General features: G+C 61.6%; 2 protein-coding genes. Both read right to left on the bottom strand.

Annotated features, from left to right (window positions below):
• Positions 1-21: 21 nt before the first annotated feature.
• Entirely contained in the window at positions 22-18,027 is an 18,006-nt protein-coding gene (locus LLF79_RS20540) for an Ig-like domain-containing protein (RefSeq protein ID WP_227880296.1), read from the bottom strand.
• 121 nt (positions 18,028-18,148) lie between these two features.
• The gene (locus LLF79_RS20535; RefSeq protein WP_227880295.1) at positions 18,149-19,486 is read right to left on the bottom strand and encodes a TolC family outer membrane protein; all 1,338 of its coding nucleotides are present in this window, start codon (positions 19,484-19,486) and stop codon (positions 18,149-18,151) included.
• Between the last annotated feature and the right edge of the window lie 704 nt (positions 19,487-20,190).

The following is a 20,190-nucleotide window of genomic DNA, read 5'->3' as shown; positions in this document are numbered from 1 at the left end:
ATTGCTCCCCGCGGCGTTGTTTTACGCAATTAACAGTTGATGGTTCGCCAGCAGCGTTGCCAGATCCGTCTGCACGCCGTTCAGCGTCACCAGGGTGGTTGGCGAGAACTGACCGCCGGTACCGTCCAGGTCAACCTGGATCTCGGTATTGCTGCCGTTCTGCACCACGCGGATGTAATCGCTGATATTCCCCGCGCCGCTGTCCAGCGTGGCCACGCCGTTCACATAGCTCGCCGAGCCCGTGCCGGTATAGCCGCTGCCGGAGAGCAGATCTCGCAGGTCAATACGATCCGTGTCCGCCGTCCCTTCCCAGGTGCCGACCGTAAAGCCGTTCACCACGTCGTGACCGTTACCGCCCGTGGCATCCGAAGCGTTGATCAGCTTGTAGAGCAGCGTATCGTGACCGCCGCTGCCGATGTTGAAGGTGTCGTTTCCGCCACGGCCTTCGAACCGGTTATCACCGCTGTTGCCGGTGATGACGTCGTCGTAATCCGAGCCGTTAATCCCTTCAATGTTCAGCAGACGCGTGGTGCCGAAGCCGGTGTCCTGCGCGGTTGAGAGGCGCAGGTCAACGGTCACGCCAGAGGTCGCGTTGCGGTAATCCACCACGTCCATCCCGCCGGTGTTGCTCCAGGTGTCATGGTCGGAATGGGTAGTCCAGCCGCCGGAACCGTTGTAGGTATACGTGCCATTTTCGGCGATAAAGGTGTCGTTATACCCGGTTCCGGTAATGGTTCCGCTGTGGCCGCCGGTGGCCGCTTCGGCCGTCAGGACGTAGCCCTCTTTGCCGTTGCCCGCTTCCAGACCGCTCCAGGTGACGTTATCCGACACGCCGTTGGTGATCTTCAGGATCTCGGCCGAATAGGTTTCATTCGGATCCAGCCCGTAGAAACTCACCAGCGCGGACGTATCGTTCGACCCGATACCGGACTGGGCGTTGATGATCTGCGAGGCCACCAGCACGCCCGCGGCGTTGTAGAGGTTGACCGTATTGCCGTAGTAGGCGTTGATGCCCTCGCTGTCGACAATGTGCAGATGCATCGCGGTGCCGTCAGCAATGGTTTTGCTGTTTCGTACCAGCACCACCTTGCCGTTCTGCTGAGAGACCAGCAGGTCCTGCGCGCCGTCCCAGTTGTAGTCCACTGCCGCCACGCCGGTGGCGTAAGCAATGCCGGACGCCAGCTGGCTGGCGGTCCAGGTGGAGCCGTAGCCGTTGTTGGTGAACAGCGTCGCCGTCTGCGAGCCGCCGTAGGTGCTGAGCTTGACGATGTCCATCTGCCCGTCGCCGTTCCAGTCCACCGCCACCGACAGATAGCCCGCCGCTGCGTTAGAGGCCTCGACCGCGCTCTTGGTGGCCGAGAGCTTCCCGGTACCGTCGTTGTAGTAGATCACCCCGCCGTTGTTGTTGTAGCTGCTGCCCAGGTACAGATCCATGTAGCCATCGCCGTTGAAGTCCGCCCACGTCATGGACGCCGCCGTGGTGGTATTCGAGGCGTTGGGCACAAACACGTTCGTCAGGTTCTGACCGATGGAGAGCGTGCCGTTGCCGTTGTTGTTGATCACGGTTAACGAGTACGCGCCGCTGCGGTTGGTGTGCTGAACCACATCCACGGTGCCGTCATTGTTAATATCGACGCCGGAGATTTCACGCATGGTGGTGAACTGTCCCCAGAATCCCGCGCCGCCGTAGGTGCCGTCAGGCGAGAGTACCCCGTTTTTGTTGATCAGATAGGTAATGGAGTCCGCGCCGGAGTCACCGTACGCCAGATCCAGATACCCATCCCCGGTTTTATCGTAGGCAATCACGCCGCCGAACCAGATGGTGGTGCCCATTGCCAGCTGGCTGGCGTTATAGGTGCTGCCATCGTAGGTCCACATCACCTGCGTTGACCCGGCGTAGGTATTTTCCGTCGCGAAAATGTCCTGCGTGCCGTTACGGTCAAAGTCGGCGGCGGTCTGGCTCACCACGTAGTAGTTACGGGTGTTAGTCAGCGTATTGCCGGCATAGGTCGAGCTATCGCTGCTGGAGTAAGACTGGCCGTTAGCGATGATATTCCACAGACCGCTGCTGTTCATGCCGAGGGTCATGGTGGAGTTGTTGCTGTTCCCCGCCGTGGTTGCCCAGTCGGTGTTCACCGAGGTGGTATCAATCACCAGGCTGCCGGTCGCCGTACCGGTGGTGTTGCCGTTACCCGCGCTGCTCTTCACCTGCGCGGTTACGCTGTAGCTCGCCACGCTCAGCGCATCGCCGTCCGGGATCTGCAGATACCAGGTGTTGTGATCCGGGTCGACCACCACCGCACCGCCCGTCTGGGAGGTGTAGGTTTTGCCGTTCACCGTCACCACCAGGTATTCACCGTTCACCAGGTCAGCGGAGACGGTACCGCTGACAATCGGGGTGGTATCCGACGTGGTCTGCGCGGTAATCGCCGCCGTGGTGGTTGGAATGCTGGTATCGACGTTCAGCACAAAGCCGTCCGATTCCGTGTAGTTTCCGGCCCTGTCGGTGACGCGCACGATGTAGGTGTGATTCCCGTCGCTCAGGCCGTTGTCCTGGAAGGACCAGCTTGCGCTGCCGTTCATGGTCACCTGGCCGAGCAGAACCCCGTCACGGTAAAGCTGCACGATCTCGCCGTCGTCCGGGGCGCGGTTCAGCGTCCCGTTGATCAGCGGCGAGTTATCGTCCGTTGCCACCGCGCTGCCAAAGGTGCCCTGACGCTCGCCTTCGCCGTCGGTATAGCTCACGACCGTACCGACCGTGGTCGGCGGCGTGGTGTCTACCGTGACGACCTGAGACGCGGTGGAACCCACGTTGCCCGCCTGGTCGATAATCCGCACCTGGTAGGTGTAGTCTCCGTCAGGCAGATCGCGGGTATCGGTGTAGCTCCAGCGCTGGTTGGTGACCGTGGTATCAAGCCACGTATTCCCGCCGTCCAGGCTGATCTGCACGCGCTCGTCGCTTGCCAGCGCGCTGCCCAGCGAACCGTTGATCGTCAGCGTGGTGTCCATGGTGATGAAATCACTCCCGGACTGGCCGGTATCGTCGCTGATGCTGTCGATGGTGACGCCGTACTGCGGCGCCTGCGTATCCACCGTCACCGCCTGCGAGGTGGTGGCCCCGACGTTCCCCGCCTGGTCGACAACCCGCACCTGATAGTTATGGCTGCCGTCGGTCAGGGTACGCGTATCGCTGTAGCTCCACTGGGTGCCGCTGACGGTGGCGTACACCCAGGTCGTGCCGCCGTCCATGCTCACCTGCACGTACTCGCCCGCGCCGAGTTCAGCGCCGAGCGTTCCGTGCAGGGTGTACGAGGTCGAACTGGTCAGGAAGTCGTTATTGTCGAAGCCGGTATCCACGGTGATGTTATCCACCGACACCGTGATCGCCGCATCCGGAGCAATCGTATCGACGGTCACCTGCTGATGGGCGCTGGCTCCCACGTTACCGGCGGCATCCACCACGCGGACGTAATAGTCATAGGTCTGGTTACCCAGCGTGCGGCTATCGACGTAGTACCAGCTGTTGCCGGTGACGATCACGTTCTGCCAGGTGACGCCGCCGTCGAGGCTGATCTGGGCGTATTCGCCGTCGGCCAGCGTCGCGCCGAGCGAGCCGTGCAGCGTCAGGGACGTGTCGCGAGTGATAAAGTCGCTGCTGCTCAGGCCGGTATCGTCGCTGATGCTGTCGATGGCGATCGTTTTGCTGGCGTCCGGTGCAACCGTATCAATGGTCACCACCTGAGAGGCGGTGGCGCTGATGTTGCCCGCATCGTCAATCACGCGCAGCAGGTAGTTGTAATCCCCGTCGGCCAGCGTGCGCCCATCGACGTACGTCCAGCTCAGGCCGCTGACGCTGACGTCGATCCAGGTGACGCCGCCGTCAAGGCTGATCTGCGCGTGGTCGCCGCTGCCCAGCGCCGCGCCCAGCGTCCCTTTCAGGCTGATCTGGTTGTCGCTGGTGATAAAGTCGCTGCCGGACAGGCCGGTATCCTGCGTAATGGAATCCACGGTAATGGTGGTTGCCGCAGGCTTCGTCAGGTCAATCACCACGTCCTGGCTGTCCGTTGCCCCCACGTTGCCCGCGTTATCAATCACGCGGACCTGGTACTGATACGTCCCGTCCGTCAGGGTGCGGCCATCGGCGTAGCGCCAGGTGGTGCCGGTCACGGTCAGGTCGATCCAGGTGACGCCGCCGTCGAGGCTGATCTGCGCCTTCTCGTTATTGCCGAGCTGCGCGGTCAGCGAGCCGTTGACGACGACCTGGCTGTCGTTGGTGATGAAATCCGTTGCGCTCAGGCCGGTATCGTTTTGCAGCGAATCAATGCTGATCCCCATCGACGGCGCGGTGAGGTCCACCGTGACGGTATGGTTATCGCTGGCGCTGTTGCCGATGGTATTGCTGACCTGCGCGTTAATCACGTACGAGCCGCCGTCTGCCAGCGCGGCCACGTCAGCGCTGCTGACCGTGTAGCTCCAGGTGCCGTCCTTCTGGACGGTAGCCGCATAGGTTTTACCGTTCAGCGTGAGGGTCACCGTCTGGCCTGCAGGCGCGTCGGTGGTACCGCTGACGACCAGCGGCGTGCCGTGCTCGGCGGCGTTGACGATGTCGTCCTGCGCAAAGGTGTTAATGGTGATGGTTGGAACATCGCCGTTCAGCGTCACGTCGTGCGTTGCGCTGCCCGGGTTGCCCGCCCTGTCGCTTACCGACGCGGTGATGGTGTACTCCCCGTCGCTCAGGCCGAGGAAATCACGGCCCGGTACGAAGACCGACCACGATCCGTCCGCCCCGACGGTCGCCTGATAGCTGTGCCCGTTGAAGGAGACGGTCACCGTCTGGCCCTGTTCCGCCGTGGTAGTGCCGCGGATGGTCTGGCCCGCCAGCTGCTCCGCGTTGTTGACGATATCGTCATCGGCCACGGTGCTGATGGTCACGGTTGGCGCGACGGTATCCACCGTTAAGGTGTGCGTGGTCTGGCCGCTGTTACCGGCTTTGTCGTTGACCGAGGCGGTGACCGTCAGCGCGCCCTGGCTCAGGGTGGCCAGGTCGGCTGCCGGCACGTCGAGCGTCCAGGTGCCGTCGCTGCCGACAAGCGCAGTGTAGGTTTTTCCTCCCAGCGTCACGGTAACGGTCTGACCCGCCTCCGCACTGGAAGATCCGTGCACGGTCAGCGGCTGCTGCGCTTCCGCGGCGTTCAGCATGTCGTCAACCGACAGTGTCCCAATGCTCACCACCGGCGCAGTGGTATCCACGCTGATGCCGTGCGTTGCCGACGCGCTGTTGCCCGCGCTGTCCTGTGCCGACACCGACACCTGATAGCGTGCGCCATCGGCCAGAGCACCCACGTCGGCGGCCGGTACGGTGGTCGTCCAGGTGCCGTCGCTCTGGATCGTAGCCGTATAGGTCTTGCCGTTCAGGGTCACGGTGACCTGGGTCCCGCTGGCGAACTGCGCGCTGGAACCGTTAATCACCAGTGACGAACCGGCTTCAGCCGCGTTGATGACGTCGTCACCGCTAACGGTGTTCACCGTCAGCACCACGGAGGCGGTGTTGACCACCACGTCATGGGTCTGGGTGCTGCTGTTACCCGCGCTGTCGGTAATGGTCGCGCTGAGGGTCACGGTGCCGTCAGTCAGCGCGGAAATCACGCTGGCCGGAACGCCCACGCTCCAGTTGCCGCTGGCGTCAACGGTGGTGGTGTACTGGTGCGAACCGAGGGTGATAATCAGCTTATCGCCGACGTTCGCGCCGGTTGCCGACCCGCTGACGATCTGCGCCTGTCCGTGCTCCACGCTGTTAATCACGTCATCGCCCGCCACCACGTTAAAGCTGACGGTCGGCGGCGTGGTATCAAGCGTAATTGTCTTGCCCGCGCTGCCCGGGTTCCCCGCGGCGTCGCTCACGCTCACCTGCACGGTGTAGCCGTTATCCGCCAGTGCGGTCAGATCGCTGCCCGGCACGTTCACGCTCCAGACGCCGCCCTGCTGCACCTGCGCGGTATAGCTTTTCCCGCCCAGCGTCACGGTGACCGTCTGCCCGGCTTCCGCCGTAGTGGTGCCGGAGATAGCAACGCCCGCAGCCGCTTCGCTGGCGTTAATCACGTTATCGCCTGCGACCGTATCAATGGTCACGGTTGGCGCAGTCGCGTCCACGCTGTATTCGCGGCCCGCCGAGGCGCTGTTGCCGTGCGCGTTGGTGACGCTCACCTGCACGCTGGCGTCACCGTCCTTCAGGCCCGCGAGATCGGCGGAAGGCACGGTGGCCGTCCAGTTACCGTCGGCATCCACCTTCGCGGTGTACGTCTTGCCGCCGAAGGTAACGGTAACGGTCTGGTTTTCCTCAACGTTCGAGGTGCTGCCGGAGAGCACCAGATCCACGCCCTTCTCCGCCGCGTTAATCACGTCGTCGGTGGCAATCGCATCGATGCTGATAGCCACCGCCGCCAGATCGACGGTCACGTCATGGCTGATGGTCACCGGGTTGCCCGCCGCGCTCTGGCCTGCAACGGTCACGGTGACCGTACCTGCTGCGAAGGCCGCGACGTCTGCCGCCGGGATCGCCGCGTTCCAGGAGCCGTCTGCCAGCACGGAGGCCGCATAGGTTTTGCCATTGACGGTCACGGTGAGCGTTGTGCCTGCCGCCAGCCCGTCGCTGGTGCCGGAGACGATCAGGTTTTGAGTATGTTCGATGCTGTTGATCACATCGTCGCCCGCTACCGTATCGACGCGCAGGCCCGGCAGGCTGGCGTCTATAACGACTTCGCGCTCGCCCGTTCCCGTGTTGCCGTGGCCGTTGGTCACAGTCGCAGACACCGTCAGGTCGCCGTTGCCCAGCGCCGTCAGGACGGTTTCCGGCACGTTCACGGACCAGGTCAGATCGCTCTGCACTGTTGCGGTGTAGGTGTTGCCGCCAATGGTCACAGTGACGGTATTGCCCGCCTCCGCGTTCGCGACCTTGCCGCTGAGGGTCTGGCCCGCGGCCACTTCCGCCGCGTTGATGACGTTATCGCCCGCCACGGTGTTGATGGTGACGGTTGGCAGCGCGGTATCCACCAGCAGGTTCGCGGTGTTGCTCACGCTGTTGCCCACGCCGTTGGTGGCGCTCGCGCTCAGGGTGTAATTCGCTTCGCCCAGACCCGCCAGATCCGCCGCCGGAACGGTCAGGCTCCAGGTACCGTCTGCCGCCGTCGTGGCCGTGTAGTTTTTGCCGTTGAGGGTCACGGCCACCACGGTGCCTTCTGCCAGGTTGGCGCTGGTGCCGCTGACGCGCAGATCCTGACCCTTCTCTACCGCGTTCAGCACGTTGTCATCGCTGATGGCGTTGAAGCTGACCGAAGGCAGACCGGTATCGACGGTCACGTTATGCGTGCCGGTGCCGGTATTGCCCGCCGCGTCGGTAACCGATGCCGTGACGGTCACGCTGCCGTCGCTGAGGCCGGAAATCACGCTCGCCGGGACGCCTACGCTCCAGTTGCCCGCCGCGTCCAGCACGGTGGTGTAGGTCTCGCCGCCGATGGTGACGGTCACCTTATCGCCCGCGGCCGCGCCGGTGGCGGTGCCGCTGATGATGTGCGCCTGGCTGTGTTCTGCGAGGTTAATGACATCGTCGCCCGCCACGGTATTGATGGTCACCGCAGGAACGGTCACGTCCACCGTCAGAGTGTGATCAACCGACGCCGGGTTACCCGCCTTGTCGCTGACCGATGCGGTCACGGTCACGCTGCCGTCCGTCAGGGCCGCAACATCGGACGCCGGAACGTTCAGCGTCCAGCTGCCGTCCGCGCTGACGGTGGTGGTGTAGTCTTTGCCGTTCAGCGACACGGTTACCGTCTGGCCCGCTTCGGCGGTGCTGGTGCCGGACACGGTCAGTTCGCTCTTCGCTTCAGCGGCATTCAGAATGTCGTCCGTCGCCAGGGTGTTAATCGTGACGGTCGGCGCGGTGGCATCCACGCTGTACTCACGTCCCGCCGAGGCGCTGTTGCCGTTCACGTTGGTGACGCTCACCTGCACGCTGGCATCGCCGTCCTTCAGGCCAGCCAGATCCGCAGACGGTACGGTCCAGGTCCAGTTGCCGCTGTCGTCTACTTTCGCACTATAGATTTTGCCGTTCAGGCTGATGGTCACGGTCTGCCCGGCTTCCACGTTGATGGTCGCACCGGACAGCACCAGATCCGCGCCCTTCTCCGCCGCGTTAATCACGTCGTCGGTCGCAATCGGATTGATGCTGATGGCAACGGTCGCCAGATCTACCGTCACATCGTGGCTGATGGTAATCGGGTTACCCGCTGAGCTGTCGCCGGTAACGCTGATTTTGACGGTACCTTCCGGCCACGCGCTCACGTCCGCTGATGGAACAGCCGCGCTCCAGCTGCCGTCCGCCAGCACCGTGGCCGCATAGTCTTTACAGTTGATGGTGACGGTCAGGGCCGTACCCGGTGCCAGCCCGTCGCTGGAGCCGGTGACAATGAGGTTCTGCGCATGCTCAATGCTGTTGACCACGTTGTCGCCCGCCACGGTATCGACGCGCAGGCCCGGCAGGTTAGCGTCGATCGCGATCTCGCGCTCGCCGGTGCCGGTGTTGCCGTGGCCGTTGGTGACGGTCGCCGTCACGCTCAGGCTGCCGTTGCCCAGCGCGGTCAGCACGTCAGACGGCACGTTGACAGACCAGGTCAGATCGTTCTGCACCGTTGCGGTGTAGCTGTTGCCGCCAATGGTCACGGTCACGGTGTTGCCCGCTTCGGCATTCGCCACGATGCCGCTCAGGGTCTGGCCTGCGGCCACTTCCGCCGCATTAATGACGTTATCGCCCGCCACGGTGTTGATGGTGACCGTTGGCAGCGCGGTGTCTACCAGCAGGTTCGCGGTGTTGCTCACGCTGTTGCCCACCCCGTTGGTGGCGGTCGCGTTCAGGATGTAGTTGGCCTGACCCAGACCGACCAGATCCGCCGCCGGAACCGTCAGGCTCCAGGTACCGTCTGCCGCGGTCGTCGCCGTGTAGTTTTTGCCGTTCAGGGTCACGGTCACCACGGTGCCTTCCGCCAGGTTGGCGCTGGTGCCGCTCACGCTCAGATCCTGACCTTTTTCCACCGCGTTCAGCACGTTATCGTCGCTGATGGCGTTGAAGCTGACCGATGGCAGACCGGTATCGACGGTCACGTTATGGCTGCCGGTGCTGGTGTTGCCCGCCGCGTCGGTGACGGACGCCGTGACGGTCACGGTGCCGTCGCTGAGGCCAGAAATGACGCTTGCCGGTACGCCCACGCTCCAGTTCCCCGCCGCGTCCAGCACGGTGGTGTAGGTCTGGCCGCCGATGGTGACGGTCACCTTATCGCCCGCGGCCGCGCCGGTAGCGGTGCCGCTGATAACGTGTGCCTGACTGTGTTCAGCCACGTTAATCACATCGTCACCCGCGATGGTGTTGATAGTGACCGCAGGAACGGTCACATCCACCGTCAGGTTGTGGTCCACGGACGCCGGGTTACCCGCCTTGTCGCTGACCGATGCGGTCACGGTGACGCTGCCGTCGGTTAATCCTGCCAGATCGGCCGCCGGAACGTTCAGCGTCCAGCTGCCGTCTGCGCTGACGGTGGTGGTGTAGTCTTTGCCGTTCAGCGACACGGTGACCGTCTGGCCCGCTTCGGCGGTGCTAGTACCGGAAACCGTCAGATCGCTCTTCGCTTCGGCGGCGTTCAGAATATCATCCGTCGCCAGGGTGTTAATCGTGACGGTCGGCGCGGTCGCGTCCACGCTGTACTCACGGCCCGCCGAGGCGCTGTTGCCGTTCACGTTGGTGACGCTCACCTGCACGCTGGCGTCGCCGTCTTTCAGACCCGCCAGGTCGGCGGCTGGCACCGTGGCCGTCCATTTGCCGTCGGCGCCGACGGTCGCGGTGTAGCTCTTGCCGCCGAAGGTGATGGTAACGGTCTGGTTTTCCTCAACGTTCGAGGTCGCCCCGGAGAGCACCAGATCCGCGCCCTTCTCGGCGGCGTTAATCACGTCGTCTGAAGCAATCGCATCGATGCTGATGGCAACGGTCGCCAGATCTACCGTCACATCGTGGCTGATGGAAACCGGGTTACCGGCGCTGCTCTGGCCTGCAACGGTCACGGTGACCGTGCCTGCATTCAGCGCACCCACGTCCGCAGCCGGGATGGCCGCACGCCAGGTGCCGTCGGCCAGCACGGTGGCCGGGTAGGTTTTGCCGTTGACGGTGACGGTCAAGGTGGTACCTGCGGTCAGGCCATCGCTGGATCCGGTCACAATCAGATTCTGCCCGTGCTCGATGCTGTTGATCACGTCGTCGCCCGCCACGGTATCCACGCGCAGGCCCGGCAGGTTAGCGTCGATCGTGATATCGCGCTCAGCGGATCCGCTGTTGCCGACGCCGTTGGTCACGCTGGCGGTCACCGTCAAATCGCCGTTGCCAAGCGCCGTCAGCACAGATTCCGGCACATCGACGGACCAGGTGAGATCGTTCTGCACCGGTGCGGTGTAGCGGTTGCCGCCAATGGTTACGGTCACGGTGTTGCCCGCCTCGGCATTCACCACCTTACCGCTGATGGTCTGGCCGGCAGCCAGCTCGGCGGCGTTAATCACGTCGTCGCCCGCAATGGTGTTGATAATCACGCCCGGCAGAACGGACTCCACGTTTACCGTGTGCGACGCGCTGGTGCTGTTGCCGACGCTGTCCGTGGCTGACGCGGTGACGGTATAAAGCGCCTCGCCCAGCTGACCGACCTCGCTCGCCGGAACGGTGGTGGTCCATTTTCCGTTATCGTCCACCTGCGCACTGTACGCTTTGCCGTTCAGCATCACGGTCACTACCGCGCCTGCCGCCAGGCCGGACGCCGTACCGGAGATCGTCAGATCCTGGGTTTTCTCGGTGCTGTTGATCACATCGTCACCGGAAACGGTGTCAATGGTCAGCCCCGGCGCGGTCAGGTTCACCGCCACACCGTGCGTGGCGCTGTTGCTGTTGCCCGCTTTATCGGTCAGCGCCGCGGTAATAGTGTAATCCCCGGCGGCCAGCGCGTTAACGTCTGCCGCAGGCACGCCCACGCTCCAGTTGCCGGAGGCATCCAGGGTGGCGGTGTACGATTTGCCGTTGAGGGTGACGGTGACCACGTCGCCCGCCGCCGCGCCGGTCACGGAGCCGGTGACAATCAATGCCTGCACGTGCTCGGCGCTGTTGATCACGTCGTCGTCGGACACGGTGTGAATGGTCAGCTGCGGGACGGTGGTATCGACCAGCACGTCGCGATCCGCGGAGGCGGGGTTGCCCGCCTTGTCCGATACGGCGGCGCTGACGGTGTAGTTCCCGTCGGAAATACCGCTCAGATCCGCGGACGGCACGGTCACGCTCCAGCTGCCGTTAGCCGCAACGGTGGTGGTGTAGTCCACGCCGTTCAGGGTCACGGTGACGGTCTGGCCCGCTTCGGCGTTGGTTACACCATTAACGACCAGATCCTGCTGCGCTTCGGCCGCATTGATGATGTTGTTGTCGCTGATGATTTCAATAGACACCGTCGGCGCGGTCGCGTCCACGCTGTACTCGCGGCCCGCCGACGCGCTGTTGCCGTTCACGTTGGTGACGCTCACCTGCACGCTGGCATCGCCGTCCTTCAGGCTGCCCAAATCGGCAGACGGTACGGTCGCCGTCCAGTTGCCGCTGGCATCCACGGTCGCGGTGTACGACTTGCCGCCGAAGGTGATGGTGACGGTCTGGTTTTCTTCCACGTTGGTGGTGGAGCCGGACAGCACCAGGTCCGCGCCTTTCTCCGCCGCGTTAATCACATCGTCAGAGGCAATCGGGTTAATGCTGATGGCGACTGTCGCCAGATCCACCTTCACGTCATGGCTGATGGAAACCGGGTTGCCCGCCGCGCTATGACCTTCAACCTTCACGGTAACCGTGCCCGCGCCGAGCGCGCTGACGTCGGCCGCCGGAATGGCCGCCGTCCAGGTGCCGTCCGCCAGTACGGTGGCCGCGTAGGTTTTGCCGTTGACGGTGACGGTCAGCGCCGCGCCCGTTGCCAGACCGTCGCTGGAACCGGTGATAATCAGATTTTGAGCGTGTTCAATGCTATTGATCACATCGTCGCCCGCCACGGTATCGACGCGCAGGCCCGGCAGGTTGGCATCAATGGTGATGTCGCGCTCGCCAGTGCCGGTGTTGCCGTGGCCGTTAGTGATGCTGGCTGACACCGTCAGATCGCCGTTACCGATGGCGGTTAAGACCGAGGACGGCACGTTGACCGACCAGCTCAGATCGTCCTGAACCGTCGCGGTATAGGTATTGCCGCCGAGGGTAATAGTGACAGTGTCACCGATCGCCGCACCGCTCACTTTCCCGCTCAGGGTCTGTCCGGCAGCCACTTCCGCCGCGTTAATCACGTCGTCCGTCGCGACCGGATTGATGGTGACCTGCGGCAGCGCGCTGTCAACCAGCACGCTGTGGCCGGTGCTCGCGCTGTTGCCCGCGGCGTCAGTTACGCTCGCCGTCACGTTGTAGCTCGCTTCGCCCAGCGCCGAGACGTGTGCCGCCGGAACGGTCACGCTCCAGTTCCCGCTCGCGTCGGTGGTAGCCGTATAGTTAATCCCGTTCAGGGACACCGTAATGGCGGTTCCTTCCGGCTGGTTGCTGGTGCCGGACACCTGCAGATCCTGGCCTTTCTCGGCCGCATTGATCACGTCGTCAGCCGCCAGGGTATTGATGGCGACCACCGGCGAGGTCAGGGAGACGTCAAATTCGTGCGTCGCAGTGGCGCTGTTACCGGCTTTGTCGGTGAGGGTCGCGGAGATCGTCTGGTCGCCGTTGACCAGCGCGCCCACGTCCGCCGCCGGAACGCCCACGCTCCAGCTGCCGGACGCGTCCAGCATGGCAGTGTAGTCTTTACCGTTCAGGGTCACGGTAATCACGTCGCCCGCCTGCGCGCCCGTCACCTTACCGGAGACGATCAGCGCCTGGCCGTGCTCGGCAATATTCACGATGTCGTCGCCCGCGACGATGTTGAAGCTAATCTGCGGTACGGTGGTGTCCACCAGCACCGATGAGCCCGCGCTGGCCGGGTTACCTGCTTTATCGGACACGGTCGCCGTGACCGCCGCGCTGCCGTCGGTGATGCCTGACAGATCCGCCGCAGGCACGTCGAGCGTCCACCTGCCGTCCGCCTGCACCTGCGCAGTGTACTGATTGCCGTTGAAGGTCACGGTGACCGTCTGGCCCGCTTCGGCAGTAGAGGTCCCGCTCAGGGTCAGATCCTGCGCCGCCTCTGCCGCATTCAGCATGTTATCGCCGCTGATGGTGTTGATGGTCACCGTCGGCGCGGTGGTGTCGACGCTGAATGCCTGCGCCGAAGACGCGGCGTTGCCGTTCACGTTGGTGACGCTGACCTGCACGCTGGCGTCGCCGTCTTTCAGGCCGCTCAGATCGGCAGCCGGAACGGTCCAGGTCCAGTCGCCGTTGGCATCCACCGTCGTGGTGTACGTTTTTCCTGCGAAGATAATGGTGACGGTCTGGCCCGCTTCAACGTTAGATGACGTGCCGGACAGCACCAGATCCTGGCCTTTTTCCGCCGCGTTAAGGACGTTGTCGTCGGTCACGCTGCTGATGGTGATGGCGACAGGCGCGAGATCGACGTCCACGACGGTCCCGATAGCCACCGGGTTGCCGGAGGCATCCTGCGCGCTTGCCTTGATATCCAGCGAGCCATCTGCCCACTGGGACACGTCAGCCGCCGGTACCGCGGCCTGCCAGGAGCCGTCCGCCAGTACCGTTGCGGAATACGCTTTTCCGTTGATGGTCACGGTGACGGCGCTGCCCGCCGCCAGATCGGTGCTGGTGCCGGACACAATCAGGTTCTGAGCGTGCTCAATCACGTTGATCACGTCGTCGCCTGCGACCGTATCAATACGCAGCCCCGGAAGCTGGGCGTCGATGGTGAAGTCGAGCGAAGAAGAACCGGTATTGCCGTGCGCGTTGGTGACGCTGGCCGATACGGTGAGATCGCCGTTGCCCAGCGCGGTCAACTGGCTCTGGGTTAACGGCAGGCTCCAGGTGAGATCGTCCTGTACGGTGGCAGTAAAGGTCTGGCCGCCCAGGGTAATCGTGACAGTGTCACCTGCCGCCGCGTTCGTCACCTTACCGGACAGGGTTTGCCCTGCCGCCACTTCCGCCGCGTTAACGATATTGTCGCCCGCCAGCGTGTTGATCGTTACCACCGGCAGCGAGCTGTCCACCAGCACGTCGTGCGAGGTTGAGGCGCTGTTGCCGACGCTATCGGTGACGTTCGCCGTCACGGTGTAATTCGCCTCGCCCAGCGCCGAGACGTTTGCCGCCGGAACGGTCAGGCTCCAGTTGCCGCTCGCGTCAGCGGTGGCCGTATAGTGAATGCCGTTCAGGGTCACCGTAATGGGCGTGCCTTCCGGCTGGTTGCTGGTGCCAGAAATCTGCAGAGCTTCGCCTTTCTCTGCCGCGTTGATCACGTCGTCTGCCGCCAGCGTGTTGATACTGATGACAGGCGTCACGGTATTCACCACCACATCCAGTGAAGTGCTTCCGGTATTGCCGGATCGGTCGGTCACGGAGACGTCGATGGTCCAGGTGCCGTCCGTCAGCCCCTGTACGACAGACGCCGGCAGGCCAAGGCTCCAGTTGCCCGCCGCATCCACCACGGTGGTGTAATCGACGCTGTTAATAGTGATAGTCACCCGATCGCCCGCTGCCGCCCCGGTGACGGAGCCGCTCAGGATCTGCGCCTGTGCATGGGCGAGCTGGTTAACGGTATTGGTGTCGGTGACGAAGTGGTTGATGGTCACCTGCGGCACGGTCGCGTCCACCAGTCCCACGCGATCGGCGCTGCTGCTGTTGCCCGCCACGTCGCTTACGGTGGCCGTCACGGTCACGATGCCATCGTTGAGGGCACCGACGTCAGCCGCCGGTACGATCAGCTGCCAGGTTCCGTCCGTCTGGACCGTGGTCTGATACGTTTTGCCGTTTAGCGTCACGGTGACCGTCTGGCCCGGTTCCGCAGTACTGGTGCCGCTTAAGGCTAAATCCTGCTGCGCCTCAGCCGCATTGATGATGTTATCGCTGGTGAGGTTATCGAGGGTAATCGCCGGCGGCAGCGTATCCACCGTGACCACGCGCGACGCGTCGGCACTGTTACCGTTGACGTTCGTGACGCTGACGCTCACCTGCGCGCGCCCGTCGATCAGGGTTTCCATGGCGCTGGCGGGCACGGTCAGGCTCCAGGAGCCATCCTGCTGCACCTGGGCGGTAAAGGTCTGGTCGGCGAATTTCACCACCACGGTCTGCCCCGCCTCCACGCCCTGCGTCTGGCCGGAAAGGGTTAAATCACTGCCTTTTTCAGCCGCATTCAGCAGGTCATCGCCGGAGACGGTATCAATGGTGACCGCCACGGCGTTGAGATCGAGTTCAATCGGGTGTTCAGCCGCAACGGTATTGCCCCAGGCATCTTTTGCGCTGACGCTAACCGTCACCTCTCCCGCGGTCCAGGCCTGCAGGTCCGCAGCAGGAACGCCAATGCTCCAGCCGCCGCTGGCGGTAACCACGGCGTTATATTCGACGTTGTTAATGGTGACGACGATCGGCGTGCCCGCGGCCAGGTGGGTGCTGGCGCCGGTGACGGTCAGATCCTGCTGCTGTTCGATGGCGTTGACCACGTCATCGCCGGAAATGGTGTTCACGCGCAGGCCCGGCAGCTGTGCGTTGATGTTGATATCGCGCTCGCCGGTGCCGGTATTGCCGTGCGAATTGGTCACCGACGCGGTGAAGGTTAAATCGCCGTCGCCGAACGCCTTAAGATCCGCTGACGGGATTTTCACGCTCCAGGTCAGATCGCTGCCCACCGTGGCGGTGTAGCTCTTGCCGCCCACGGTGACAGAAACGGTATCGCCCGCCGCCGCGCCGGTAACGCGACCGCTGAGGGTTTGATCGACGCCCGCTTCGGCGTTATTGACCAGGTTGTCGCCCGCAAAGGTGTTGATGATCACCTGCGGCAGCACGGTATCCACCAGCAGCGTCGCCCCGGCAGAGCCGCTGTTACCCACGCTGTCAGTGCCGCTGACGCTGACGGTGTAAAGGGTGTTCGCCAGATTCAGCACGTCGGAAACCGGCACCTGGACCGCCCAGATGCCGTTTTCAACGGTGGCCTGATAGCTGACGTTGTTCAGCGTCACGGTAATGGCGCTGCCGTCAGGCAGGTTGCTGGTGCCGGTCAGGCTCAGCGGCTGCATCGCCTCCTGGGCATTCAGCACGTTGTCCTGGCTGATGGCGTCAATCGTAAATTCTGGCGGGTTGCCGCTCAGCGTAATGTCGTGCGTGGCGCTGCCGGTGTTGCCTGCCGCGTCGGTCACGGATACTGAAATCGTGTGGTTGCCTTCACCCAGCGCGCCCAGCACGGATGCCGGAACGCCCACGCTCCAGCTGCCGTCCGCCAGCACCACGCCGGTGAAGGACTGGCCGCCAACGGTCACGGTGACCACATCGCCTGCCGACGCGCCGCTCGTCTGCCCGGAAATAATCTGCGCCTGGCCCTGTTCGCTGGTGTTCAGTATGTCGTCGCCCGCCACGGTATCGATGGTGACCACCGGCGCGGTGGTATCCACCGTGAAATCTGCGGTGACAGACGAACCGTTGCCCGCTTTGTCGCTGACGTTCACCGTCAGGGTGTGATTACCCTCGTTGAGCGCCTGCACGTCGTCCACAGCAAGCGTGACGGACCAGGTACCGTCGCTGCCCACCGTGGCGTTGTAGTTTTTACCGTTCAGCGTGACCGTGACGATCTGACCGGCTTCCGCAGTCGTTTTGCCGGTCAGCGTCAGCGGCTGGCTGTGCTCGGCGGCATTAATGATGTTGTCCTGCGCGAGGGTATCGACAGAGAGGGTTGGCGCGACGCTATCCACGCCGATTGTCTGGCTGCCGCTCACGGTGTTACCCGCCGCGTCTTTGCCGCTGACGTTGACCGTCCAGGTGCCATCGCCCAACGCCTGCGCGTCGGCCGCGGGCACGTTAACACTCCACGTCCCGTCCGCCCCCACTTCCGTCGTATAGGTTTTACTGTTCAGCGTCACGGTGAGTACGGTACCCTGCGCCAGATTCTTGCTGGCACCGGAGAGCGTAAAGCCCGCGGATTGCTCGCTGGCGTTAAGCACGTTGTCGCCCGCCGTGGTAGCCAGCGTAATGGCAGCCTCGGCGGTCGAGACCGTTACGGTAATGTTGCCCGCATCGGTGGTTTTACTGCCGTCGATCTGCACCACCGACCAGGTGTGTTCCCCGTCCGTCTGGGTCGGTAATTTTACCGTCCAGGTGCCCTCTTTACCGACCATGGCGCTGGCGATGGTGCTGCCGCTGCTGTCTTTGATCTGGATGGTCGCGCCCGGCTGACCGGTACCGCTAAAGGTTGGCGTGTTGTCGTCCGTGATCGCGTTTGCTGTCAGCACGCCCTGCTTGTCGCCCGCTTTATCCGACAGCAGGAAGGTTGGCGTGGCGCTTTCCACTTCTTTCGTATTATCAATAACTTTTGTTTTAGTCTCGCCGTCGCCGCCGTTTGCCAGCAGCGCCCCGATGGCACCGCCGCCTAATGCAGCTCCCGCAATCCAGCCCCACGGGGCGTCGCTTAAGACGCTTCCCTGCTCCAGGAAAGGTTGAATGCTGCTAATCGGTGTGGCCTGCGCGGTTAGCTCGGTCACCGCAATGCCTGACGCTTCCCCGGTATCGGCAAAAGAAATATGCGTCAGTTCCTGACGATCGTTGAACACCAGCTCTGACTGGTTGTGCGTCTCAGGATCTTCAACAAAATAGTTATTGCAGCGAATCACGCTGCCATCTTTCATATAAATGAGGAGATCTTTACCCTGGCGGACATATCGCACCACATCCTGAGCAGAACCCTGGATTTCAATCACGCTCGGGGAGGAAATAGAGACCGACAAATTTCCTTCGCCGGTTAATTTCGTTTTCTCCGCCGTTTTGCGAATGATGACATCAACAACCTTTATGTTACTCATATTTCTCTCCTTGCAGGTGTGCGGATTCCTGTGGATATGTCCACCAGACGGATGTAGCTATCCCTGGGAAAAAACACCCATTATTTTCAGACTTATTTTGCGCGACAATACGCGTCTTTTTTTAACTCAAATCGGGTAGTTTTGCGGCAGCGTTTTTCTCTATTCCAATAAGCGGTATTAAATTATCAACCGCGGAAGCATAATTAATTGCTGAACTCCAGCCATCATACTCAGCGATTATTTTCGCCGAGGTGGCCTGCCAGACATCCTGCTCAACGCTGAGCAGATCGTTAATGCTCCGCTTGCTCAGGGTGTACTCATTTTTATAAACATCACGGGCGCGCAGCGCATTTTCCAGCTGCTGTTTCCCGGCCTCCATTCTTCCCCGCGCGCCGGTCCAGTCCGCCTGCGCGACGGAGGCTTTTTGCAGGACGTCGAAACGCGCCTGATCGACCTGAGAGGAGGCCATCGCCCGCGCGCCTTCAGCCTGCCGCACGCGTGCAGAGACCGCGCCGCCCTGATAAAGCGGTGCGTCAATGTTGAGTTGGATCTGGTCGTCCCAGTACGAACGGTTGTCAGACTCGTAACGGGTACGTCCGCCCTTCAGGCTGAGGGTCGGCCAGTGCTGGGACTTCGCCGTCTCCACGCCATACTGGGCAGAGCGCTCCATGTTTTGCGCGGCCATGACCGCCGGTATCAGCGAATAATCAATGCGGTTGAGCGAATCAGGTTCAACCGCGAGGTTTGCGGGTACAGGCGAATAGTTTTCTGCCTGCATGCCGGTTAATACCGCAAGCCTTGCGCGGGCGCTGTTTAAGGCGGCCTGATACTGCGCGACCGTTGCCTGCATACCGGCAATACGCGTGCGGGTCTGGAGCTCATCGGAGGTCGAGCTCACGCCCGCGTCGGCGCGCAGCTTTGCTAGCTGCTCAACATTTTTCAGGGCCTGAACGTTCTCCTTTGCTGCCTGCAGCAGATCGGCATAGCGTTTGACCTCGACATAGCTCAGCGCCGTTTTTTCCGCCACGTCAGAGAGCGTGCTCATCAGCTGGTAGCGATAGCTATCGCGCTGGGCGGAAGACTGGCTGATGCTGTTATTGGTCTTGCCAAAATCATAGATCAGCTGCGTCAGGCTCAGTCCCCAGGCGGCTGAATTCTTCAGCGACCCGCTGGAATCGGTGGTCTGGCTATGGCCCGTGCTCCCGTTCAGCGATATTTGCGGCATCCAGCCGCTGCGCGCTTCATCTATTTGTGCCTGACCAATACCGAGCTGCGCGGCCTGCTGACTAATAGACGGATCGCGATCGATAGCAAAAAGAATACTTTCTTTTAAGGTTGTCCTGGCAACCGGGGCAATACCCACCTGACTACTATTGGCGTACGCCGTATTTATGGCTAATGAAATGAATGCCAGCGCTGCTGTAAATCGGCGTAACATTGGCTTTCGTAATATCGTCATTTTATCTCCCTGACTCTGAGTGACACTGAAGAAATTACCCAAAAAGAGGTATAGATAATTAGACAAATATCTTTTTTAGCATCCTTGCCGAATTTTAGGTAAAACTCCCCATACCCATTTCCCCCTGGAGATGAGATCTGCCTGCGTCTTATTTAATTAAGAATTTACTTATTTCCTAAAGTGGTTAGCAGCATAACAAAATGTGTTATAGGCCACTACACCCACAATGTTAATGTGGTGTTACAATTAAGAAAAAAGATGGGGTTTCTGGACAAAAGTCTTAAAATGACCTTTCAGATGAAACATATAAACCGTCTGTTATTTAAGGAAAATTCTTAATTTGCTCCCTGCACATTTTTGCGTTAATTTCCGCGCGGGTCAGACACAAAGATTTTCAAAGAAGTGTCAATTTAAGTAGCCAAACAGGATGAATTGGGATTTATCGCTATTAAAAAACTAATTAAAGCAATTAATATCTATAAATATCTATTTTGTCGAAACTTAACTCCAGACAATGGTGTTGCACTGGTTACATAATCCAAACCGTTAAATAAAACATAACAATAACATTATGATTAACATTCAAAACGGCTTGCTTATACCTGTTTAATAAAATTTTAATAATCACGCATCTGAATCATCACCTCACTCCCCGACATCAAAACCACGTTGCCCTTCTCTCTGCGTTAAAATGCTGTATTATG

It is taken from the genome of Enterobacter cloacae complex sp. 2021EL-01169 (assembly GCF_020733125.1).
In the GTDB taxonomy this organism is placed as follows: Bacteria; Pseudomonadota; Gammaproteobacteria; order Enterobacterales; family Enterobacteriaceae; genus Enterobacter; species Enterobacter roggenkampii.
Note: the sequence above shows the minus strand (reverse complement) of the source record. Positions and strands in the feature narration are given on the sequence as shown.

What these genes read in the sequence shown, in the direction of transcription:
- LLF79_RS20535 (WP_227880295.1), bottom strand. Translation starts at nt 19,486, where the DNA reads ATGACGATATTACGAAAGCCAATGTTACGCCGATTTACAGCAGCGCTG.
- LLF79_RS20540 (WP_227880296.1), bottom strand. Translation starts at nt 18,027, where the DNA reads ATGAGTAACATAAAGGTTGTTGATGTCATCATTCGCAAAACGGCGGAG.